Genomic DNA, 21335 nt, shown 5'->3' on the forward strand with positions numbered 1-21335 from the left:
CCACCCTAGGGGTGGACACCCGGGCGCACCGCCGGGGCGGACAATGGTGCGGTGAGCAGGCACAGCGGACGGCCGTCGTCGCGGGCCGTGCTGGTCTGGGCGGTCGCCCTGTCGCTCTACCTGCTGGCCGTCTTCCACCGCTCCTCGCTCGCCGTGGCGGGTCTGGTGGCCACCGAGCGCTTCGACATCTCGGCCTCCCAGCTGGCCAGCTTCACGATGCTGCAGCTGCTGGTCTACGCCGCGATGCAGGTGCCGGTCGGGCTGCTCGTCGACCGGTACGGGCCCCGCAGCGTGCTGCTCAGCGGTGCCGTCCTGCTCGCCGCGGCGCAGACGGCCTTCGCGTTCGCCGACACCTACGCCCTCGCGCTGCTCGCCCGGTTCTTCGTGGGCATGGGCGACGCGATGACCTTCATCTGCGTGCTGCGGCTGCTGGCCACCTGGTTCCCGGTGCGGCGGGTGCCCTTCTTCTCCCAGCTGACCGGCACCATCGGCCAGACCGGCGCGATCGCGGCGGCGATCCCGATGACCTGGGCGCTGGGCCGGTGGGGCTGGACGACCGCCTACCTCGTCACGGCCGTGGTCGGGGCCGTGCTGACGCTGGTGGCCCTGGCCGTGGTCGCCGACGCGCCGGGGCGCCGGCACACGCGCGGGGAGCTGATGTCGCCGGCACGGGTGGTCGCCAGCCTGCGGGCCTCCTGGTCGCACCCCGGCACCCGGCTGGGGTTCTGGATGCACTTCTCGACGCAGTTCAGCTCGACCACGCTGACGCTGCTCTGGGGCTACCCGTTCTTCGTGCGGGGCGAGGGCCGCACGCCCGGTGAGGCGGGGCTGCTGCTCACGCTGATCGTGGTCGCGGTGATCGTCAGCGGGCCGGTGCTGGGCTGGCTCATCGGGCTGCACCCGTGGCACCGCTCGTCGATGGTGCTGGGCATCGTCGCGACCATCGTCGCGACCTGGACGCTGGTGCTGGTCTGGCCGGGTCCCGCGCCGCTGGCGCTGCTGGTCGTGCTGGCCCTGGTGGTGGGCGTCGGTGGCCCGGCCTCGATGATCGGCTTCGACGTGGGACGCACCGCCAACCCACCGGAGCGGCTGGCCAGCTCGACCGGCATCATCAACGTCGGCGGCTTCTCCGCGAGCCTCGTGCTGGTCGTGGCGATCGGGCTCGTGCTCGACTGGCGCACGCCGGGTGGCGGCACCGACTACACGCCCGAGGCCTTCCAGTGGGCGATGAGCACGCAGTACGTGATCTGGACGATCGGCCTGGTCCAGGTCTACCGCTACCGGCTGCGGGCCCGGCGCACCTTCGACCGTGCCGCCCTCGAGGCGGGGAGCGCGCCGTGAGCGGTCGCAGGGACGTCGAGCACACCCCCGACGGCCGGTACGTCGTCATCGACGGCCGTCGCTGGCGGGCCACCGACCCCGCGATCCCCGCCGAGCGCCGCGACGAGCTGCAGAAGGCCCTGATGGCCTGGCGCCGCGACGTACGACGCACCCGCGGCACCGACGAGGAGCAGCGCTCGCGTGCCGGCGTGCAGGCCGCGAAGGAGGCGCTGGGGGAGCGCGGCGAGCCCTGGTGGGAGCAGAGCGACGACGAGCGCCGCGCGCGCTGGGAACGCCGGGTGCCGGTGCCCGGCGAAGGGGGACGCGACTAGGGTTGGCGCAGGCGCCCCCAGCGCCGTCCCCGCCCCCCGACGAGAGGACCCGCGTGAGCGAGCACCGCGCGCTCGTGGTCGACGACGACCCCGACATCCGCGACCTCCTCGTGCTGGTGCTGGAGGGGCTGGGCCTGGAGGTGCAGGCCGTCGGCACCGGGGCGGCGGCCATCAGCACCGCCCGCAGCTGGGCACCCGACCTGGTCACCCTCGACCTCACGCTCCCCGACGCCGACGGCACCGACGTGTGCCGCGAGCTGCGCACCTTCACCGACGCCTACGTCGTCATGGTCACCGGCCGGGACACGGAGGTGGAGCGGCTCGTGGGGCTCGAGGTGGGCGCCGACGAGTACCTCGTCAAGCCGTTCTCCCCTCGAGAGCTCAAGGCCCGCGCCGCCGCGCTGCTGCGCCGTCCGCGGGTCGGTTCGCTGCCCCAGCCACCGGCGCGCTCGGTGCCCCAGCAGCTGCCGGGAGGGCTGGTCGTCTCGCGGGAGCAGAAGTGGGCCACGCTCGAGGGCGCGCCGCTGCCGCTGACCCCTCCCGAGCTCGACCTCCTGGCCACCCTGGCCTCGCGCCCCGACCAGCCCTGGTCGCGCGAGGAGCTGGCCGCCGAGGTGTGGTCGGGCGAGCTGATCGAGTCCGACTTCGTGGTCGACGTGCAGGTGGCGGGGCTGCGGCGCAAGCTGCGCAACGCCTCCGGGCGCGACTGGATCCGCACCGTCGACGGGAGCTCCTACCTCCTCGACACCGACGCATGAACGCACCGCTCCCCGACCCGCCCGCCGGGCTGGTGCGCGAGGCGGTCGCGCCCGAGCGTCTCGTCGTCGTGTGGACGCGTGCCCGGGTCGACGCACTGCTCGCCGCGCTCGGGGACGCCGGGCACCTGCCGCTGGTGCTGGAGCCGGTCGAGACGCTGGAGCTCATCGACGTCTCCGGACCGCCGGCGGTGCTGCTGGTCGACCCCGCCCTGCTCGACGACGCCACGTTGGACCTCGTCGACCGGATCCGGCGGGACTGGCCGCAGACGCGGGTCGTGGTGCTCGCCGGAGCCGGTGCCGACGGCGCCGGCCTGCTGCGCGCGATGCGCGCCGGCCTGGGTGAGGTCGTCGACCCGGCCGACCCCGCGTCGGCGCTCGACCTCGTCGGGCAGCACCCACCGGGTGCCCAGGAGCGGGTGCTCGCCGTCGGGGCGCACCCCGACGACATCGAGATCGGCTGCGGTGCGACGCTGCTGCGGCACCGGCGGCTGGGGCACGCGATCACGGTGCTGACGCTGAGCCGGGGGGCGGTCGGCGGCGAGATCGAGCTGCGCCGGCGCGAGGCCGCGGGCGCGTCGATGGCGCTCTCGGCCGAGCTGTTGATGGCCGACCTGCCCGACACCCGCATCGGTGACTCCCACGATGCCGTCGAGCTGGTGGAGGCGGCCATCGCGCACGCCCGCCCGACCACGGTCTACGTGCACTCCAAGGCCGACGACCACCAGGACCACCGCGCTGTCCACGAGGCGACGGTCATCGCGGCCCGCCGGGTCCCGCAGCTCTACTGCTACCAGTCGCCCTCGTCGCGCAACGAGTTCGCGCCGACGAAGTTCGTGCCGGTGGGGGAGACGATCGAGGAGAAGGTCGAGCTGCTGGCCCACTACCGCTCGCAGGCGCAGCGGCACTACCTGGCACCCGACCTCGTGGTGGCCACGGCCCGCTACTGGGCGCGCCAGCTGCCGCACGCCCGCTACGCGGAGCCCTTCGAGGTGCTCCGGGCCAGCGAGCACGAGAGCTTCCCGACCAGTCCCTGACACACGTGACGCCGAAACTAGAACACGTTATGATTTCGGTGTGACCCAGACCGCCGAGCACGTGGAGTGCGACCTCTTGGTCGTGGGCGCCGGCCCGACCGGGCTGTTCGCCGCCTACTACGCGGGCTTCCGGGGCCACCGGGTGGCGGTCGTCGACTCGCTGCCCGAGCTGGGCGGGCAGATCACCGCGATGTACCCCGAGAAGCTGATCCTCGACGTGGCGGGCTTCCCCGCCGTCAAGGGTCGCGACCTGGTGGCGGGCCTGGTCGAGCAGGCCGCCAGCGCCGACCCGACGTACCTGCTCGGGCGCACCGCGCTGAGCCTGGAGCACCACGACGACGGTGTCGTGGTGGGGCTCGACGACGGCACCAGCGTGCGGGCCGGCGCCGTGCTGGTGACCGCGGGCATCGGCAAGTTCAGCCCGCGGCCGCTGCCGGCGGGGGAGGGCTGGCTGGGTCGCGGGCTGGAGTTCTTCGTGCCGCGCTTCGAGCCGTACGCCGACAAGGACGTGGTGATCGTCGGCGGTGGCGACTCGGCCTTCGACTGGGCGGTGCACCTCGAGCCGGTCGCGCGGTCGGTGACCCTCGTGCACCGGCGGGCGCAGTTCCGCGCCCACGAGCGGACCGTCGCGCAGGTGCGCGCCTCCTCGGTGCGCCTCGTCACCGAGGCCGAGGTGCTGGCGCTGCGCGCCGCTCCCGGCGACCCCGACGGGCCGCTCGGCGAGATCGAGCTCAGGCAGGGCGAGGAGACGACGGTGCTGGCCTGCCAGGCCGTGGTGGCCGCCCTCGGCTTCGTCGCCGACCTCGGCCCGATCCAGCAGTGGGGCATCGAGGTCGACAAGCGCCACGTGGTGGTGGACCCCTCGATGCGCACCAACCTGCCCCGTGTCTTCGCCGCCGGCGACATCACCGAGCACCCCGGCAAGGTGCGGCTGATCGCCGTCGGCTTCGGCGAGGCGGCCACGGCCGTCAACAACGCCACCGTCGCCATCGACCCCGGGGCCAAGGTGTTCCCGGGCCACTCCAGTGAAGGGAGCTGATCCATGAGCACGATCAAGGTCGACTTCGACCTGTGCGAGTCGAACGCGCTGTGCGAGGCGATGGCCCCGCAGGTCTTCGAGCTCGACGACGACGACTACCTGCAGCTCAAGACCGAGCAGACCACCGACGACAACCGCGCCGACGTCGAGCGCGCCGTCGCGGCGTGCCCGCGCGCCGCGATCCGGCTGGAGGACTGAGTGAGCACGTCGCTGGAGGGCCGCGTCGCCGTCGTGACGGGTGCGGGGGCCGGCCTGGGCCGCGCCGAGGCGCTGGCCATGGCCGGTGCGGGCGCCGACCTGGTGGTCAACGACCTGCTGGGCGCCGCCGACCAGGTGGTCGACGAGGTCAAGGCGCTGGGGCGCCGGGTGCTGGTCGTGGAGGGCGACGTCGCGGAGCGCAGCACCGCCGACGCGATGCTAGCGGCCGCCGTCGACGACCTGGGGCGCCTCGACGTCGTGGTCAACAACGCGGGCATGACCCGGGACCGGATGCTCTTCAACATGAGCGACGAGGAGTTCGACTCGGTCGTGCGGGTGCACCTGCGGGGGCACTTCCTGCTCTCGCGCAACGCCGCCGCGCACTGGCGTGCGCAGGCCAAGCAGGCGGGCGGCCCGGTCTACGGCAGCGTCGTCAACACGGCCTCCGAGGCGTTCCTGTCGGGCCCGCCCGGGCAGGCCAACTACGGCGCCGCCAAGGCCGGCATCGCCGCCCTCACCGTCGCCACCGCCCGCGCACTGGGCTCCTCGGGCGTGCGTGCCAACGCGATCTGCCCGCGGGCCCGCACCGCGATGACCGCCGAGGTCTTCGGCGAGGACACCTCGGGCGAGGGCGTCGACCCCTACTCGCCCGAGCACGTCGCACCCGTGGTGGCCTACCTCGCCTCGCCCGCCGCCGAGCGGATCACCGGCCAGGTGCTGGTGGTGTACGGCGGCATGGTGGCCGTGGTCGCCGCGCCCGTCGTCGAGCAGCGCTTCGACACCACGGGCACCACCTGGACCGCCGACGAGCTCGACCAGCAGCTGGGCGGCTTCTTCGCCGAGCGCGACCCCGCCGTCGGCTTCGCCGCCGACTCGATCATGAGGATGACCCTGTGACCAGCAGCAACGGGACCGGCCCCGGCCGGCTGGCCGGGAAGGTCGCGATCGTGACCGGAGGGGCGATGGGCCAGGGGGCCGGCATCTGCCGCGCGTTCGTGGCCGAGGGCGCACGCACCGTGATCGCCGACGTCGCCGACGAGCAGGGCGAGGCGCTGGCCGCCGAGCTCGAGGCCTCGCACCCGGGGATGGCCCGCTTCGCCCACCACGACGTCAGCGACGAGGAGTCCTGGACCTCGCTGGTCGCGGACACCAGCGAGCAGTGGGGGCCGGTCTCGGTGCTGGCCAACAACGCGGGGGTGCTGCGCTTCGGCCAGGTCGAGCGCCAGGACGTCGCCGACCTCGAGCTGATGTTCCGGGTCAACCAGCTCGGCTGCTTCCTGGGCATGAAGGCGGTGGCCCGCACGATGCGCAAGAACGGCGGCGGCTCCATCATCAACGCCAGCTCGACCGAGGGCCTGGGCGGCATGTCGGGCGTGGTGGCCTACGGCGCGACCAAGTTCGCGATCCGCGGCATGACCAAGGGCGCCTCGCACGAGCTCGGACCGCACGGCATCCGGGTCAACTCGGTGCATCCCGGCATGATCGACACCCCGATGACGCGCGAGCACGGCGGGGACGCGGCGATGGAGTACGGCGCGGCGAAGGTGCCGATGCGACGGGTCGGGCACCCCCACGACGTCGCCCCGCTCTACGTGTACCTCGCCAGCGACGAGTCGACGTACGTCAACGGCGCGGAGATCGCCGTCGACGGCGGCGTCAGCGCCACCCACGCCTTCGGAGGATGAGCAGCAGATGGCCAACCAGCGCGGGCAGGTCCAGATGGACGACGCCGAGGTCGACGCGTTCCTGACCGAGCAGCGCAGCTCGACGGTCGCCACGATCGGCAAGGACGGCGCCGTGCACCTGGTCGCCATGTGGTACGCCTGGCTCGACGGCCACGTCTACCTCGAGACGAAGGCCAAGTCGCAGAAGGTCGTCAACCTGCGCCGCGACCCGCGGATGAGCTTCCTCGTGGAGAACGGCCACACCTACGACCAGCTGCGCGGGGTCGCGCTCGAGGGCACCGGGGTGGTCCTCGAGGACGAGCAGCTGGTCTGGGACGTGTGCGTCAACGTGTTCGAGCGCTACAACGCGCCGTACACCGAGGAGATGCGCCCCTTCGTCGACGTGATGGCCAGGAACCGCGTCGTGGTGCGGCTCGACGCCGACCGGGTGCGCAGCTGGGACCACCGCAAGCTGGGGCTGCCGGCGATGGACCTGGGCGGCTCGACGGCCGCCGCTGTGCGCTAGTCGCGCAGCAGCAGCCCGACCGCGACCTCGATCTTCTGGCTGGTCTCGGCCACCGTCGCGCGACCGGTCACCCAGCCCACCAGCGCGGAGAGCCACACGTCGCCGATCACCTGGGCGATGGCGATGTCGGCCTCGCTCAGCTCGTCGCCGGCCGCGTCGCGGGTGGGGTCCATGGCGCGGGTGACCATCCGCGTCATCAGCATGCCGACGTGGTCGATCTCGGTGCGCACCGAGGCGTCGGCGAACATGAAGGCGCGGGTCAGGGCCTCGGTGAGGTGGGCGTCGCCGCGCACCCCGCGGCTGGTCGTCTTGAGCACGTTGACCACCCGCTCGGCGGCGGTGTCGCCGGGGATCTCGCGCTGGGCGAACTGCGCCTCGGCGCGCTCGAACTCGCGGCCCAGCGCCGAGACCAGCAGGTGGATCTTGGAGGGGAAGTAGCGGTACAGCGTGCCCAGCGCCACCTCGGCCTGGTCGGCGACCGAGCGCATCTGCACGGCGTCGAAGCCTCCCTCGGAGGCCAGCGCGATGGTGGCGTCGAGGATGCGCTTGCGACGCTCGCGCTGGGCGGCCGAGCCGAGCTCGTCGCTGCTGAGGGAGTTGCTGACGGTCACGCTGGACCCTTTCGTGTGGTCGATGGATCGCCGACTAGGCTACCGACGAGTCGTGACATGATAGAACACGTTCCACTCCGCACCACGGCCCCGAGGGGTGAGGCGGGCGGCGGTGGCTCGAGACCCCCGACCGGCCCGATGGCCGTACCGACCAGAGGAGCCCGGCATGCGGATCGCGATGCTGTCCTACCGATCGAAGCCGCACTGCGGCGGCCAGGGCATCTACATCCGCCACCTCAGCCGCGAGCTCGTCGCGCTGGGCCACGAGGTGGAGGTGTTCTCGGGCCAGCCCTACCCCGAGCTCGACGAGGGCGTGCGCCTGACCAAGGTGCCCAGCCTCGACCTCTACCGCGAGCCCGACCCGTTCCGGGTGCCCAAGCTGCGCGAGTTCCGTGACCGGGTCGACGTCGAGGAGTTCGCGACGATGTGCGCGGCCGGCTTCCCCGAGCCGAAGACCTTCAGCACCCGGGTGGCCCGGCTGCTGCGCGAACGGGCCGACGAGTTCGACATCGCCCACGACAACCAGGTGCTCGGCTACGGCATGCTCGACGTCGAGCGGACGATGCCGCTGATCACCACGCTGCACCACCCGATCACCTTCGACCGGCGCATCGACCTGGCCCAGACCCGCAACCCCTACCGCAAGCTCACGCTGCGCCGGTGGTACGGCTTCCTGCGGATGCAGGGACGCGTGGCCCGCTCGGCCCGGGCGCTGATGACGCCCTCGGAGACCTCCAAGCGCGACATCGCCCGCGACTTCGGTGTCGACCCGGCGCGCATGCAGGTCATCCTGCTCGGCGTCGACGACGGGTTCGTGCCCCCGACGAAGCCCCGGGTGCCCGGACGGATCCTGGCGATGGCCAGCGCGGACGCGCCGATGAAGGGCATCTCCACGCTGCTGGAGGCCTTCGCCAAGCTGCGCACCGAGCGCGACGTCGAGCTGCTGCTGGTCACCAAGCCGCAGCCCGGCGGCCGCACCGAGAAGCTCATCGACAAGCTCTCCATCGGCGATGCCGTGCGGTTCGTGCACGGGGTCAGCGAGGCCGAGCTCGTCGAGCTGATGGGCTCCGCGGAGGTGGCCTGCGTGCCGTCGCTCTACGAGGGCTTCTCGCTGCCGACCGCGGAGCTGATGGCCTGCGCCACGCCGTTGATCGTCTCGCGCGCCGGCGCGATCCCCGAGGTCGTCGGCCCCGACGGGCTGTGCGCCGACCTGGTCACCCCGGGTGACGTCGGCGAGCTGACCGCGGCCCTGGCCGCGCTGCTCGACGACCCCGAGCGCCGCGCGGAGATGGGACGCGCGGGCCGCCGCCGCGTCGAGGAGATGTTCAGCTGGCGCGCGGTGGCGGCCACCGTCGCCGCCGCCTACGAGGACGTGATCGCCTCGTGGCAGACCACAGGACCGATGACCGGCACCGGCCGCAAGGGCCGGGCGAGCAGAAAGTGGGGCACCAGTGCTCACCGTTGACTTCGACCGCCTGGGCCTGCGCCCGGGTGACCGCGTGCTCGACATGGGCGCCGGCGGCGGCCGGCACGCCTTCGAGGCCTACCGCCGCGGCGGTGACGTGATCGCCTTCGACATGGACGCCGACGAGCTGGCCGGCGTGCGCGAGCTGTTCGTGGCCATGCGCGAGGCCGGTGAGGTGCCCGAGGGGGCCGAGGCCGACGTCAAGGAGGGCGACGCCCTGTCGCTGCCGTTCGCCGACGGCGAGTTCGACCGTGTCGTGGCCGCCGAGGTCCTCGAGCACATCCCCGCCGACATCCAGGCCATCGCCGAGCTGGCCCGGGTGCTGCGACCGGGCGGGACGATGGCGGTCTCGGTGCCGCGCTGGTTCCCCGAGATCGTCAACTGGAAGCTCAGCGACGACTACCACAACGTGCCCTACGGCCACATCCGGATCTACTCCGACAAGGAGCTGATCGGCAAGCTGCAGAACGCCGGGCTGACCTACGACGGCAAGGACTACGCCCACGGCCTGCACGCGCCGTACTGGTGGATCAAGTGCGCCGTCGGCGTCACCAACGACGAGCACCCGGCCGTCAAGGCCTACCACCGTCTCCTGGTGTGGGAGATCATGAAGCAGCCGCGCGCCCTGCGGCTGGCCGGCAAGGTGCTCGACCCGCTGATCGGCAAGAGCATGGTGCTCTACTTCACCAAGCCCGTGAGCGACCCGCGTGCGGCCTGAGGACCGGGTGGCCGACGCCGAGCTGGCCCGGCTGCCGTACGTCGACGGGGTGCTCTCGGCCCAGCAGGTCGCCGACACCGCCCGCTCGATCGCCGACATGCAGGAGCCCTGCGGCTCGGTGCCGTGGACGACCGGCGAGCACACCGACATCTGGAACCACGTCGAGGCCGCGATGGCGCTGCTCGTGGGCGGCGAGGTCGAGGCCGCCGAGCGCGCCTACGCGTGGGTGCCCACGATGCAGCGCGCCGACGGGTCGTGGCCGATGAAGATCGTGGGCGGCGAGGTCGAGGACCCGCGCGGCGAGGTCAACATGTCGGCCTACCTGGCCGTCGGGATCTGGCACCACTGGCTGGTGCGTCGCGACCTGGCCTTCGTGCAGCGGTTCTGGCCCTCGGTGCGGGCCGGCCTCGACTGGGTGGTGGGCCAGCAGCTCGCCTTCGGCGGCATCAACTGGACCCCCGAGGAGGACGGCGCGCTGCTCGCCGGCTCCTCGAGCATCTACCAGTCCCTGCGCGCCGGCGTCGCGCTGGCCGACCTGCTCGACGAGCCGCAGCCCGAGTGGGAGCTGGCCGGGGGTCGGCTGGGCCACGCGGTGCGGCGCCACCGCGACCTGTTCCTCGACAAGGCCACCTACTCGATGGACTGGTACTACCCGGTCCTGGGCGGCGCCGTGCGCGGCGACGACGGGCTGGCGCTCATCGACAGCCGCTGGGACGACTTCGTGCGCCCCGGCCTGGGCATCCTGTGCGTCGACACCAACCCCTGGGTGACCGGCGCCGAGACCTGCGAGCTCGTGATGGCGCTCGACTCCCTCGGGGAGGGGCGGCGCGCGCTGGGCCTGCTGGCCGACATGCAGCACCTGCGCACCGACGACGGCAGGTACTGGACCGGCTGGGTCTACGGCGACGAGGCCACCGCCACCGAGCCGGTCAACGTCAACTGGCCGCCGGAGTGGACCACCTACACCGCCGCCGCGGTGCTGCTGGCGGTCGACGCGCTGGGGGAGACCCACGGCCACGCCACGCCCGGCTCGGGGATCATGCGCGGCACCTCGCTGGCCCCGCACTTCGCCGAGATCGGCCTGGAGTGCGGCTGCGCCGACGAGCCGGTCTCAGCCGACGGGTTCTCCCGGCGCGCCTGAGACCCGCCGCAGCACCCGCATCGAGCCCAGCGCCTCGTCCTCCTCGAACGCGCCGGAGGCCAGCGCCCGCTGGTGCACGTGGTACGGCGCCTGGCCCCCGTCGGCGGGGTCGGCGAAGACGTCGTGGATCACCAGCAGGCCGCCGGCCAGCAGGTGGTGCGCCCAGCCGGTGTAGTCGGCCTGGGCGTGCTCCTCGGCGTGCCCGCCGTCGATGAAGAGCAGCGACAGCGGCGTGGCCCAGTGCCGGCTCACCGTGGTGGAGCGGCCCACCACGAGAACTACGTGGTCGCTCAGCCCGGCGTCGTGCAGGGTGCGGCGGGCGAAGGGCAGGGTCTCCATCAGCCCGACGTCGCCGTCGACGACCTCGGGGTCGTGGTGCTCCCAGCCGGCCTGGTTCTCCTCCGAGCCGCGGTGGTGGTCGACGCTGAAGACGACCGCCTGGTCGCCGCCGACCTGGCGGGCCGCGGCACCGAGGTAGACCGCCGACTTGCCGCAGTAGGTGCCGACCTCGAGCACCGGCCCGTGCGGCAGCCGCTCCAGGGCGCGCCGGTGCAGCAGGTCGCCCTCGTCCTCGGGCATGAAGCCCTTCGCGGCCAGGGCATGGGACAACCAGTCGTCGCTCACGCGGTGCAGCCTATAGAGTTGGAACACGTTCTAGTTCTGGAGGGCACAGCATGTCGATCGGGATCTCCGAGGAGCACACCGAGCTGGCGGCCAGCCTGCGCTCCTGGGCGGGCGCGCTGGACGGCCCCGGGCTGGCCCGGGCCGCCGAGGGCGACGAGTCCGCCGGCTTCGCCGACGCCTGGAAGGCGCTGGTCGAGATGGGGGTGCCCGCCATCGCGGTCGCCGAGGAGCACGGCGGCGGGGGCGGGGGGCCGCTCGACGTGGCGGTGGCCCTCGAGGCCTGTGCCCACGAGCTGGTGCCCGGTCCGCTGCTGGGCCCGGTCGTGGCGGCCCACCTGGCTCCCGGCCAGACGGCCGGAGACGGCGTGGACGGCGTGGTCTCGCTGGTGCTGGACGACCTGGCGTGGGACGCGCCCAGCGCCGACCGGCTGCTCGTGGCCGACGGGGCCGGGCTGCTGCTCGTCGAGGGCAGCGCCGTCGCCACCGAGCCGCTCACCGGGCTCGACCTCAGTCGTCGCTTCGGCCGGGTCACCGCGGTCGACAGGTCGGCGGGCGTCCGGGTGGAGGGTGCCGGCGCCGCCGACCTGCGCCGGGCCGCGGTCACGTACGCCGCCGCCGAGGCCGCCGGCCTGGCCCGCTGGTGCCTGGCCACGGCGGTCTCCTACGCGGGGGTCCGCGAGCAGTTCGGTCGCCCGATCGGCAGCTTCCAGGCCGTCAAGCACCTGTGCGCGGAGATGCTCGAGAGCGCCGAGGCGGTCACCGCGGCCGCCTGGGACGTCGCCTCGGCCGCGGCCGACGGGGACCGCGAGCAGTGGGACTTCGCCGCCGACGTCGCCGCCGTGACCTGCTTCGACGGCGCCGTCGACGTGGCCAAGTCCTGCATCCAGGTGCTGGGCGGGATCGGGTTCACCTTCGAGCACGACGCCCACCTCTACCTGCGGCGTGCCCTGGCCCTGCGTGGCCTGCTCGGGCGTCGCGACGAGGCGGCCGAACGTCTCGTGACGGCCACGGTGTCGGGTCGGCGGCGGCGCGTGCGGCTGGACCTGCAGGGACGCGACGACGCGGTGCGGCCCGCCGTGCGCGACGACGTCGCCGCCGTGGCCGCGCTGCCGGTCGAGCAGCGCCGCGACGCGCTGGTGCGCGCGGGTCTGCTGACGCCGCACTGGCCCGCGCCCTACGGCCGCGGGGCCGGCGCCGTCGAGCAGGTCGTCATCGACGAGGAGCTCGCCGCCGCCGGGGTCGAGCGGCCCGACATCGTGATCGCCGGCTGGGCCCTGCCCACGATCGTCCAGCACGGCAGCGACGAGCAGCGCGAGCGGTTCGTGCTGCCCTCGCTGCGCGGCGAGATCGTGTGGTGCCAGCTGTTCTCCGAGCCCGGGGCCGGCTCCGACCTGGCCTCGCTGCGCACCCGTGCCGTCCGGGTCGAGGGCGGGTGGCGCCTGAGCGGGCAGAAGGTGTGGACCTCGCTGGCCGACCGCGCCGACTGGGCCATCTGCCTGGCCCGCACCGACCCCGACGTGCCCCAGCACCGGGGCATCACCTACTTCCTGGTCGACATGCGCGCCTCGGAGGGCATCGACGTGCGACCCCTGCGCGAGATCACCGGCGAGGCCCTCTTCAACGAGGTCTTCCTCGACGACGTCTTCGTGCCCGACGACTGCGTGGTCGCCGAGCCGGGGGACGGCTGGCGCCTGGCGCGCACCACCCTGGCCAACGAGAGGGTCGCGATGGCGGGCAGTCGGCTGGCCACCTCCACCGAGCGGGCGATCGAGCTGGCCGCCGCCGGCGGGCTCGAGACCGGCGAGCGGGCGGCGGTGGGGCGCACCGTGGCGCTGTCCACCGTGTGCATGCTGCTGGGGGTGCGCTCCACGCTGCGCTCGCTGGCCGGGCAGGGACCAGGTCCCGAGTCGAGCGTCGCCAAGCTGCTCGGCGTGCGCAACCGCCAGGACGCCGCCGAGCTGGTGGTGGACCTGCAGCACGCCGCGGTGGCGGCGTACCGGCCCGACGCCTCGCGCGAGCAGCTGGCCGAGGACGTGCGGGAGATGCTGAACACCCGGTGCCTCTCGATCGCCGGCGGCACCACCCAGGTGCTGCGCAACGTCGCGGGCGAACGGATCCTGGGACTGCCGCGGTGACGAGACCCTGACGGGTAAAGTCGCCGGCAGGTCGAGGGGCCAAGGAGGCTCGGTGTCGCGGATCCTGGTGGTTGAGGACGATGCCGACGTGCACGCCCTGCTGCAGATGCTGCTCGAGGACGCCGGGCACACCGTCTGGTCGTGCACCGACGGGCAGGCCGCCCTCACGCTGGCGACCGGGACCGGGCAGTCTCCCGACCTGGTGCTGCTCGACGGCGCGCTGCCCGGCGACCTCGACGGGCTCGACGTGGCGAGGGCGCTGCGGGCCCACCCGCTCACCGCGGAGGTCCCGGTCGTGATGCTGACCGCCCGTTCCCGGCCCCAGGACGAGGCGCAAGGTCTCGAGGCGGGCGCCACGGAGTACGTGCTCAAGCCCTTCGACACCGACGCGCTGCTCGACCGGGTCGCCGCGCTCCTGGGGTGAGCAGCCCGGTCACCCCAGCGGCAGCCGGACCTCGAAGGTCGTCCCGGCGCCCTCGGCGGACCTCACCGCGATAGTGCCGCCGTGGCGCTCGACGATCGAGCGGACGATCGTCAGGCCCAGGCCGGTGCCCTGCACGCCGGCGCTCAGTGCCGTGCTGGCCCGGAAGAAGGACTCGAAGAGGCGCTTCTGCTCGGCCTCGGGGATGCCGACCCCGGTGTCGCTGACGCGCAGCACAGCCTCGTCCCCCGAGACCGTCAGGTCGAGGCCGACCCGACCGCCGTCGGGAGTGAACTTCACCGCGTTGGAGACGAGGTTGATCACGACGCGCTCCAGCTGGTCGCGCTCGCAGCGCACCACCGCCGGCTCATCGGGCAGGGCGGTGCGCAGGGTGAGGTCGCGCGGTCGCACCAGCTCCTCGGTCTCCTCCAGCGCGGCGCCGACGACCTCTCGCAGGTCGCAGGGTGCGACCGCGGCCTCGGTCTCGCGCTGCGACTCGACGCGCGAGAGCGAGAGGATGTTCTCGATCAGCCCCAGCAGCCGGTGGCCGCTGCGCTCGATGCGCCCGACCATGTCTCGCTGGCGCTCGGTCAGGCTCCCGCCGGCGCCGCTGCCCAGCAGCTGGGTGAAGCCGAGCACGCTGGTCATCGGCGTGCGCAGCTCGTGGCTGACCGACGACACGAACTCCGACTTCTCGCGGTCCAGCTCCTCGAGGCGCTCGACCGCCTGCTGCTCCCGGTCGAGCGCGGCGCGCAGCACCCGCTCGGCGGCGCGGCGCTCGGAGACGTCGTGGGCGACGACCAGGTAGCCGGCCGGGCGGGCCTCGTCGTCGAGGAGCGCGGTGGTGGCCACGTTGACCGTGACCTGGGTGCCGTCGCCGCGCAGCCAGCACCAGTCCTGGCGCACGGGGTCGCCGTCGGCGACCGAGCGGGTCACGGTGGCGAGGTCGCCGACGCCGGGCGTGCGGCGCGCGCGCAGCGCCTCGGGGGCGTAGATCGAGGTCAACGGCGTGCCGACGAGACCGCTCGAGGGCCGGGCGAGCAGGGACTCGGCGCCGGGGTTGGCGTAGGTGATGACGCCGTCGGGGTCGGCGCCGATGATCGCGGTGTCGGTGGCGGAGTTGAGCACCGCGGAGGTCAGCTCGCGCTCGCGGCGCAGCGCCGCCGCAGCGCTGCGGGCCTGGTCGAGCGCGCTGCGCCGCTGCTGCACGGCGATGGCGAGGGGGAGCGCGACGACGACCAGGGTGACGATGAAGAGCTGCACCATCGCGCCGCGCATCTGGGCGTCGATGCTGTCCGGGGCGCCGAAGGGACCGCCCGCCTCCGAGGTCATCAGGGTCACCCCGGTGCTCACGGCCAGGATCTGCCAGGTCAACCAGCGCACCGGGAGCACGGCGGCGCCCCAGACGACGAGCGGCACCACCAGGAAGGTCAGCGGCAGGACCTGGCCGGGGGCGAAGACCACCGAGGAGACGATCGCGGTCAGCAGGAGCTGCGCCACCACCGCCCTGCGCCGGTGGTCGAGGAGGTCGGGTGCCGGGATGGACCTGAGGAACACCGGCACCACGGCCAGCAGGGCTGCGGAGTGGGAGGCGGCGACGCTGCGGGCGGTGCTCCAGGGGTCGCCGTCGGTCATCACCGCGACCACCAGGCCGGCGACCACGCCGATGCCCAGCCCCGTGGCCAGCCCGGTGACCAGCAGGCGGCGGAAGTCCTCGCCGGTGACCAGCGAGGGACGTGCGCGCAGGCCGCCCAATGCCACGCAGAACAGCACCACCTCGGCGGCGTTGACCACGCCGTAGACGAGCGACAGCGGCACGGGGCGTCCGCCGACGATGTTGGCCGCCGCAGCGATCGGCACCAGCAGCGCGACCAGAAGCGGCCAGTAGCGCCGGTCGTGCAGCAGGAGCAGGCCGGCGCCGACGCCCGACGCGGGCCACCAGGCGGCGACCTCGGTGCCGGGCACGGCGAAGCGCACGGAGAGGACGCCCAGGGCGAAGACCAGGCCGAGCAGGCCGGCGGCCGCGAGCGCCGGCACCCGGCGCGCATGATCGTCGGGGGAGGCGTGCACCTGCCCATCATGGGTTCCACGTGGCCCGGGGGCCAGAACCGTCGCCGGTGAGTCGTGGAGCCGGGCGGGGCGTGACGTCACCGGCTGCGCCAGGCCCCGCAGAGGTCCTCGACGGCCTCCCCGTCGTCGGCGTCGTCGCCGGCCCTGGCGCGCTCGCGCCGTGCCAGGTGCACCCGCACCACGCGCAGCAGGTCGGCGATGCGGAAGGGCTTGGGGAGGTAGCCGTCGGCCCCGGCGGCCAGCCCGGCGTCGATGTCGTCGGGCGAGGTCAGGGCCGACAGGAGCACCACGCTGGTGCGGGGTCGGCGGCCGTAGGAGCGACGCTCCAGGCTGCGCAGCGCGGCGGTGAACCCGATGCCGCCAAGCACGGGCATCGTCACGTCGACGACCGCCAGGTCGACCTGGTGCTCGTCGAGGTGCTCCAGGGCCGCGGCACCGTCACGGGCGGTGGCGACGAGGTGGCCCTCGCTGGAGAGCGCCAGCTCGACCAGCTCTCGGATGTCGGCGTCGTCGTCCACGACCAGGATGGTTGCCATGCCTCCACGCTGCCCCCGTGGCCGTGGGGGCCGTGTGTCGACGGGAACAGGCGGTGTGAGGAAAACGTGAGGATCGCGGAGACCGGCACTAGGCTCGCGCCATGGCGAAGGTGCTCGTGGTCGACGACGACCCCGCGCTCCGCCAGGCGCTGCGCGGGGCGCTGGGCCGGGTCGGCTTCGACGTCGTGGTGGCCCCCGACGCACGAGGCGGCATCGACCTGCTCAGCACCGCCGAGCCCGACGTCGTGGTGCTCGACCTGGGCCTGCCCGACGCGCACGGACTCGACGTGGTGCGCCGCTTCCGCTCGCTCTCGAGCGTGCCGGTGCTGATCCTGTCGGGCTCGACCGACGAGTCGCGCAAGGTGCAGGCGCTCGAGGCGGGGGCCGACGACTACCTCGACAAGCCCTTCGGCATCGACGAGCTCGGCGCCCGGCTGCGGGCGCTGCTGCGCCGCAGCGGGGCCGGTGCCTCCGAGGCCGCTCCGGCCCGGCCCGTGCGACACGAGCTGGGCCGGCTGGTGCTCGACCTCGGAGCACGCACGGTGGCGGTCGACGGCCATCCCGTGCACCTGACGCCCACCGAGTGGCGGCTGCTCGAGGAGCTGGTGGGCCACCCGGGCCGGCTGCTCACGCACGGCTGGCTGCTGTCCCGCGTGTGGGAGGAGGGCCGCGGGGAGGAGTCGCGGGCCGCGCTGCGGACCCACGTCCGCTCGCTGCGCGCGAAGCTGCAGGACCCCGCCGACCACCCGGCGTACGTCGCCACCGAGAGCGGGGCGGGCTACCGCTGGATCGCGGAGATGCCCGCGGAGCCCGAGCGCGCGGAGCCCGACCCCGGTCCGGGCGACGACACCCGCGCCCTGGTGCACGACCTCAACAACGCCCTGACCGCGCTGCAGCTCGGGGTGCACCTGGCCCAGGGGAGGCTCGAGCGCTCGTCGTTGAGCGAGGAGGAGCGTGCCTCGGTCGGAGCGCCGCTGGGCCACCTCGACGCGACGCTGGCGCGGGCGGCCAGGCTGGCCGTGGCCCTCGAGCACCGGGCCGTGGCCGGACCCGCCTAGACCTTCGCGCCCGTGCGGGCGCGGTGCTGGTGCCAGTGCCAGTGCAGGTAGCGGTCGATGGCGCGCACCACGTGCTGGCTGCGGATCGAGGGGAAGACGTCGAAGGCGTGCTGGGCGCCCGGCAGCTCGGCGTACACGACCGAGCGGCGTGAGGTGCCCCGCAGCCGCTCGACGAAGAGGCGGGCCTGCTCGACCGGGGCCAGCGAGTCGTGGCGGCCGTGCAGCACGAACATGTCGGGGGCGTCCTCGGTGACCTGCAGGATGGGCGAGGCGTCCTCGAAGACGTCGGGGTCCTCCTCCCAGCGCCGACCCAGCACCCGGGGGCCCAGGAACCCGTCGCGCATCAGCTCGGTGGCCCGCACCCCGGTCGATCCGGCGAAGTCGTAGACGCCGTAGTGCGGCACCGCCACCTCGACGCTGGTGTCGGCGTCCTCGAAGCCCGGCTGCCACTCGCGCCGGTGCGGCGTGAGCGCGGCCAGCGCCGCCAGGTGGCCACCGGCCGAGCCACCGGTGATCGCGAGGTAGCCGGGGTCGCCGCCGTAGGCGCCGATGTGCTCGCGCACCCAGGCGATCGCCCTCTTGACGTCCTCGACCTGGGCGGGCCAGCGGTCGCGAGGGGCCAGGCGGTAGTTCACCGCGACGCACACCCAGCCCTTGGCGGCCAGGTGCTGCATCAGCGGGATCCCCTGCTGGTCCTTGCGTCCGATGCTCCACCCGCCGCCGTGGACCTGGAGCAGCACGGGGGCTCCCTCGAGCGGGACCTCGGCGGGGCGGTAGACGTCGAGCATGCCGCGACGCCCTGCGGACTCGTGGTAGACGATGTCGCGCTCGACGTGGACCCGGGGTTCGCGCATCCGGAACGGGTAGACCAGGCGTCGCCACGGCACGGCCAGGTCGGCCGGGGTCGGGCGGGTCTCGAGGCCCTCCTCGAAGTCGGCACCCAGCGCCTCGACCAGGGAGTCCTCGGCGTCCTGGCGCACCCTTCGGCTCTGGCCGACGAGGAAGACCAGGCCCAGCGTGCTGGCTGCCGCGAGGACCAGTCCCCGGACGTCCCGGCGGGGCCCGTGGGCGTGGGCGGCCGCGTCGGCCACGGTCACCGCCAGCACGTGCGGCGCGAGCTCGCCGACGAGCCAGCTGGGGAAGAACGTCGCCAGCCCGGCGCGGTAGCCGGGCAGCGGGCGCACGGCGTTGGCGGTGAGGGCGGCGGTCACGACCTGGCGTCGGAGGAAGGCCATGGCGCGCACTCTAGGACCCGGCCCCGGGCCTCGTGGCAGGAGTGCGCGAAGTCCCGCCATGTGCAAAACTAGAACACGTTGCAGTCAACGGAAGGTGCTCATGGACCGGCTCTCAGGCCTCGACGCCAGCTTCTTGTACCTCGAGACGCCGGCCCAGCTGATGCACGTGTGCGGCCTGCTGGTGCTGGACGTGTCGACGATGCCGGGCGGGTACGGCTTCGAGCGGCTGCGCTCGCAGATCGACTCCCACGTGCGCGAGGTGCCGGCCTTCACCCGTCGGTTGCGGCGGGTGCCGCTCGGCCTGGACCACCCGGTGTGGGTGCACGACCGCTCCTTCGACATCGAGCGGCACGTGCACCGGCTCGCGCTGCCCACGCCCGGCGGCTACCGGGAGCTGACCGAGCTGGCGGGGCACCTGGCCGGGCTGCCGCTCGACCGCTCCCGCCCGCTGTGGGAGATGTGGGTCATCGAGGGCTACGAGGACGGCCGCGTGGTGGTGCTGAGCAAGATGCACCACGCCACGGTCGACGGGGTCTCCGGCGCGAACCTGATCTCCCACCTGTGCGCCCTCTCCGCGACCGACGCCCCGCTGGCGCCCGCGCCGGAGGCGACCCACCGGCGCGAGCCGGGGCCGGCCGAGCTGCTGGGGCGCGGGGTGCTCAGCACCGTCGGCCGTCCGCTGCACCTGGCCCGGCTGGTGAGCCCGTCGGCCACGCTGGTGACCAGGACCGTGGGCCGGGCCCGCGCCGGCACCGCCATGGCCGCGCCGCTGACCGCGCCGCGCACGTCGTTCAACGGCACCATCACCGGGCACCGCACGATCGGCCTGGCCGACATGGACCTCGACGACGTGCGGACGGTGAAGAAGGCCAGTGGCACCACCGTCAACGACGTGGTGCTGGCCGTGGCCGGGGGTGCGCTGCGCTCCTACCTGCAGGAGCGCGGTGAGCTGCCGGACGAGTCGCTGCTGGCCACGGTGCCGGTCTCGGTGCGCAGCTCGTCGCGCCGCTCCGACGGCGCCAACAAGGTCTCCGCGCTCTTCACCCGGCTCGGCACCGACATCGAGGACCCGCTGGAGCGGGTGCGCGACCTGGCCGTGCGCAACCGGCACGCCAAGGACCACCACAACGCCATCAGCGCCGACTCGCTGCAGGACTGGGCCGAGTTCGCCGCCCCGCGCACCTTCGGGCTGGCGGTGCGTGCCTACGCCGGACTGCGCCTGGCCGAGCGGCACCCGGTGGTGCACAACCTGGTGATCTCCAACGTGCCCGGGCCGCCGGTGCCGCTGTACTTCGTGGGGGCCCGCATCGAGGCGCTCTACCCGCTGGGCCCGGTCTTCCACGGCGCCGGGCTGAACATCACCGTGATGTCGAACGCCGGCGAGCTGCACGTCGGCGTGATCGCCTGCCGCGAGTCGGTGCCCGACGTCGACGACCTGGTGCAGCGCTTCCCCGCGGCCCTGGCCGAGCTGAGGGACGCGGTCACCGCACCCGGGCGGTGACGGTGGCGACCGCCTGCGCGAGCGCGGGGACGAACACGTCGGCCTCGAGCACGCAGGCGGCGTGACCGGCGTCGATGTCGTGCACGGTGGCTCCCGGGATCGAGCGGGCCAGCGCGAGCTGCCGGCGCGCCGGGACCACGCGGTCGCGGTTCGTCACCACGACGGCGGTCGGCACGTCGACGCGGCCCAGCCAGGGGCGGGAGTGGTGCCGCCCCAGGGCGGTCAGCGCCTCGCCCACCGACCACGGGCTGGTGCTGCGGAGCTCGCGCAGCGCCCAGGCCCGGGTGTCCGTGGGGTCGGCGTCGAGGGCCTCCGCCGTCGCGCGCGCCGCACCGGTCGCCACCCGGGAGCGCGCGATCCCGCGGGCGCCCAGCATCGAGGCCCCCATGCCGGCGAAGAACGCGCGCTCGGCGACGGTGAGCCGGAAGCGGTCGCTGGTGGCGGCGAGCACCAGCCCGGCGACCCGCTGGGGGTGCTGGCGCCACACGCGCTGGGCGACCACCCCGCCCATCGAGTAGCCCACCACCACGGCCCGCTCCAGCCCGAGGGCGTCGAGGAGCGCGGCGACGTCGTCGGCGCAGTCGCGCAGCGAGAACTGCGCACTGGCGATGCCCCGGCCGTGGCCGCGCTGGTCGAGGGTGATCACCCGGTGCCGCCGGGACAGGTGGGCGATCGAGGGGAACCAGGTGAGCAGGCCGGTGCACCCGAGGGCGTGCAGCAGCACGAGGGGCATCGCCTCGGGTGCGGGTCCCGGGGTGTCGGTGATCCAGGTGCTGCCGCGACCGGGCAGGTCGAGGAGCCTGCCCACCGGCAGCTCGTGGGGGAGGGGGAGCGGCAACGGGCGGTTCCTGTCCGGGTGGGGGTCCGACTGGGCGGGACGACGCCTGACGGCTGATGTAGAACACGTTACAGTTCTGCCGAGGACCACAACGCAGAGAAGCGGAGGACG

At 73.8% G+C, this 21335-nt stretch carries 22 protein-coding genes; 16 read left to right on the plus strand and 6 right to left on the minus strand.

The features are described 5' to 3' along the window. The first annotated feature begins 51 nt into the window (after positions 1–51). From QWJ41_RS05395 to QWJ41_RS05435, 9 genes are read left to right on the plus strand one after another with little or no spacing between them, the layout of a single operon-like run. Positions 52–1341, plus strand: a complete 1290-nt coding sequence (locus QWJ41_RS05395) for an MFS transporter (RefSeq protein WP_302706248.1) — start codon at positions 52–54, stop codon at positions 1339–1341. Next, positions 1338–1652 carry a hypothetical protein gene (locus QWJ41_RS05400; RefSeq protein WP_302706249.1) on the plus strand — a complete coding sequence of 105 codons (315 nt, stop codon included), beginning with the start codon at positions 1338–1340 and terminating at the stop codon, positions 1650–1652. Before QWJ41_RS05395 ends, QWJ41_RS05400 begins: the two co-directional genes overlap by 4 nt. 53 nt (positions 1653–1705) lie before the next feature. Then, positions 1706–2410, plus strand: coding sequence for a response regulator transcription factor (locus tag QWJ41_RS05405; RefSeq protein WP_302706250.1), 705 nt, complete (start codon positions 1706–1708; stop codon positions 2408–2410). After that, on the plus strand, positions 2407–3444 hold the full coding sequence (locus QWJ41_RS05410; protein WP_302706252.1) for a PIG-L deacetylase family protein: 1038 nt from the start codon (positions 2407–2409) through the stop codon (positions 3442–3444). Before QWJ41_RS05405 ends, QWJ41_RS05410 begins: the two co-directional genes overlap by 4 nt. Positions 3445–3484: 40 nt before the next feature. Continuing rightward, entirely contained in the window at positions 3485–4483 is a 999-nt protein-coding gene (locus QWJ41_RS05415; protein ID WP_302706254.1) for an NAD(P)/FAD-dependent oxidoreductase, read from the plus strand. Between the two features lie 3 nt (positions 4484–4486). Beyond that, positions 4487–4681: a ferredoxin gene (locus QWJ41_RS05420; protein ID WP_302706256.1), complete on the plus strand. Its 195-nt coding sequence runs from the start codon at positions 4487–4489 to the stop codon at positions 4679–4681. Further along, positions 4682–5578, plus strand: a complete 897-nt coding sequence (locus tag QWJ41_RS05425; RefSeq protein WP_302706257.1) for a 3-oxoacyl-ACP reductase — start codon at positions 4682–4684, stop codon at positions 5576–5578. Further along, the gene (locus tag QWJ41_RS05430; RefSeq protein ID WP_302706258.1) at positions 5575–6366 is read left to right on the plus strand and encodes an SDR family NAD(P)-dependent oxidoreductase; all 792 of its coding nucleotides are present in this window, start codon (positions 5575–5577) and stop codon (positions 6364–6366) included. The genes QWJ41_RS05425 and QWJ41_RS05430 overlap by 4 nt, the downstream gene beginning before the upstream one ends. Positions 6367–6373: 7 nt before the next feature. After that, a complete protein-coding gene (locus QWJ41_RS05435) occupies positions 6374–6871 on the plus strand; it encodes a pyridoxamine 5'-phosphate oxidase family protein (RefSeq protein WP_302706259.1) in 498 nt (165 codons plus the stop codon). Here QWJ41_RS05435 and QWJ41_RS05440 read toward each other — a convergent pair. Continuing rightward, entirely contained in the window at positions 6868–7482 is a 615-nt protein-coding gene (locus QWJ41_RS05440) for a TetR family transcriptional regulator (RefSeq protein ID WP_302706260.1), read from the minus strand. The two genes, QWJ41_RS05435 and QWJ41_RS05440, sit on opposite strands and share 4 nt — an antisense overlap. A gap of 166 nt (positions 7483–7648) precedes the next feature. Between QWJ41_RS05440 and QWJ41_RS05445 the strand changes: the two genes are divergently transcribed. The 3 genes from QWJ41_RS05445 to QWJ41_RS05455 are packed head-to-tail and all read left to right on the plus strand — an operon-like array spanning position 7649 to position 10806. Beyond that, a complete protein-coding gene (locus QWJ41_RS05445; RefSeq protein ID WP_302706261.1) occupies positions 7649–8947 on the plus strand; it encodes a glycosyltransferase family 4 protein in 1299 nt (432 codons plus the stop codon). Next, on the plus strand, positions 8934–9665 hold the full coding sequence (locus QWJ41_RS05450) for a class I SAM-dependent methyltransferase (protein WP_302706263.1): 732 nt from the start codon (positions 8934–8936) through the stop codon (positions 9663–9665). The genes QWJ41_RS05445 and QWJ41_RS05450 overlap by 14 nt, the downstream gene beginning before the upstream one ends. Beyond that, positions 9655–10806: a prenyltransferase/squalene oxidase repeat-containing protein gene (locus QWJ41_RS05455; protein WP_302706265.1), complete on the plus strand. Its 1152-nt coding sequence runs from the start codon at positions 9655–9657 to the stop codon at positions 10804–10806. The genes QWJ41_RS05450 and QWJ41_RS05455 overlap by 11 nt, the downstream gene beginning before the upstream one ends. Here the strand turns inward: QWJ41_RS05455 and QWJ41_RS05460 are convergent. Then, complete coding sequence (locus QWJ41_RS05460; RefSeq protein ID WP_302706267.1) at positions 10777–11430, minus strand: class I SAM-dependent methyltransferase; 654 nt, start codon at positions 11428–11430, stop codon at positions 10777–10779. The two genes, QWJ41_RS05455 and QWJ41_RS05460, sit on opposite strands and share 30 nt — an antisense overlap. Before the next feature lie 50 nt (positions 11431–11480). Here QWJ41_RS05460 and QWJ41_RS05465 point away from each other — a divergent pair, with 50 nt between their 5' ends. Then, entirely contained in the window at positions 11481–13565 is a 2085-nt protein-coding gene (locus QWJ41_RS05465) for an acyl-CoA dehydrogenase family protein (protein WP_302706268.1), read from the plus strand. A gap of 52 nt (positions 13566–13617) precedes the next feature. Continuing rightward, positions 13618–13989: a response regulator transcription factor gene (locus QWJ41_RS05470; RefSeq protein WP_302706269.1), complete on the plus strand. Its 372-nt coding sequence runs from the start codon at positions 13618–13620 to the stop codon at positions 13987–13989. 9 nt (positions 13990–13998) lie between these two features. Here QWJ41_RS05470 and QWJ41_RS05475 read toward each other — a convergent pair whose 3' ends face one another. Next, the gene (locus QWJ41_RS05475) at positions 13999–16056 is read right to left on the minus strand and encodes a sensor histidine kinase (protein WP_302706271.1); all 2058 of its coding nucleotides are present in this window, start codon (positions 16054–16056) and stop codon (positions 13999–14001) included. A gap of 77 nt (positions 16057–16133) precedes the next feature. Further along, positions 16134–16592 carry a response regulator gene (locus tag QWJ41_RS05480; protein ID WP_302706272.1) on the minus strand — a complete coding sequence of 153 codons (459 nt, stop codon included), beginning with the start codon at positions 16590–16592 and terminating at the stop codon, positions 16134–16136. A 101-nt stretch (positions 16593–16693) separates the two neighbouring features. Here QWJ41_RS05480 and QWJ41_RS05485 point away from each other — a divergent pair, with 101 nt between their 5' ends. Further along, on the plus strand, positions 16694–17650 hold the full coding sequence (locus QWJ41_RS05485) for a response regulator transcription factor (RefSeq protein WP_302706274.1): 957 nt from the start codon (positions 16694–16696) through the stop codon (positions 17648–17650). Here QWJ41_RS05485 and QWJ41_RS05490 read toward each other — a convergent pair. After that, a complete protein-coding gene (locus tag QWJ41_RS05490; protein WP_302706275.1) occupies positions 17647–18885 on the minus strand; it encodes an alpha/beta hydrolase in 1239 nt (412 codons plus the stop codon). The two genes, QWJ41_RS05485 and QWJ41_RS05490, sit on opposite strands and share 4 nt — an antisense overlap. Before the next feature lie 100 nt (positions 18886–18985). Here QWJ41_RS05490 and QWJ41_RS05495 point away from each other — a divergent pair, with 100 nt between their 5' ends. After that, positions 18986–20386, plus strand: a complete 1401-nt coding sequence (locus QWJ41_RS05495; RefSeq protein ID WP_302706277.1) for a WS/DGAT/MGAT family O-acyltransferase — start codon at positions 18986–18988, stop codon at positions 20384–20386. Here QWJ41_RS05495 and QWJ41_RS05500 read toward each other — a convergent pair. Then, positions 20367–21224 carry an alpha/beta fold hydrolase gene (locus QWJ41_RS05500; RefSeq protein WP_302706279.1) on the minus strand — a complete coding sequence of 286 codons (858 nt, stop codon included), beginning with the start codon at positions 21222–21224 and terminating at the stop codon, positions 20367–20369. The two genes, QWJ41_RS05495 and QWJ41_RS05500, sit on opposite strands and share 20 nt — an antisense overlap. Positions 21225–21335: the final 111 nt, after the last annotated feature.

It is taken from the genome of Nocardioides cremeus (assembly GCF_030518195.1).
In the GTDB taxonomy this organism is placed as follows: domain Bacteria; phylum Actinomycetota; class Actinomycetes; order Propionibacteriales; family Nocardioidaceae; genus Nocardioides; species Nocardioides cremeus.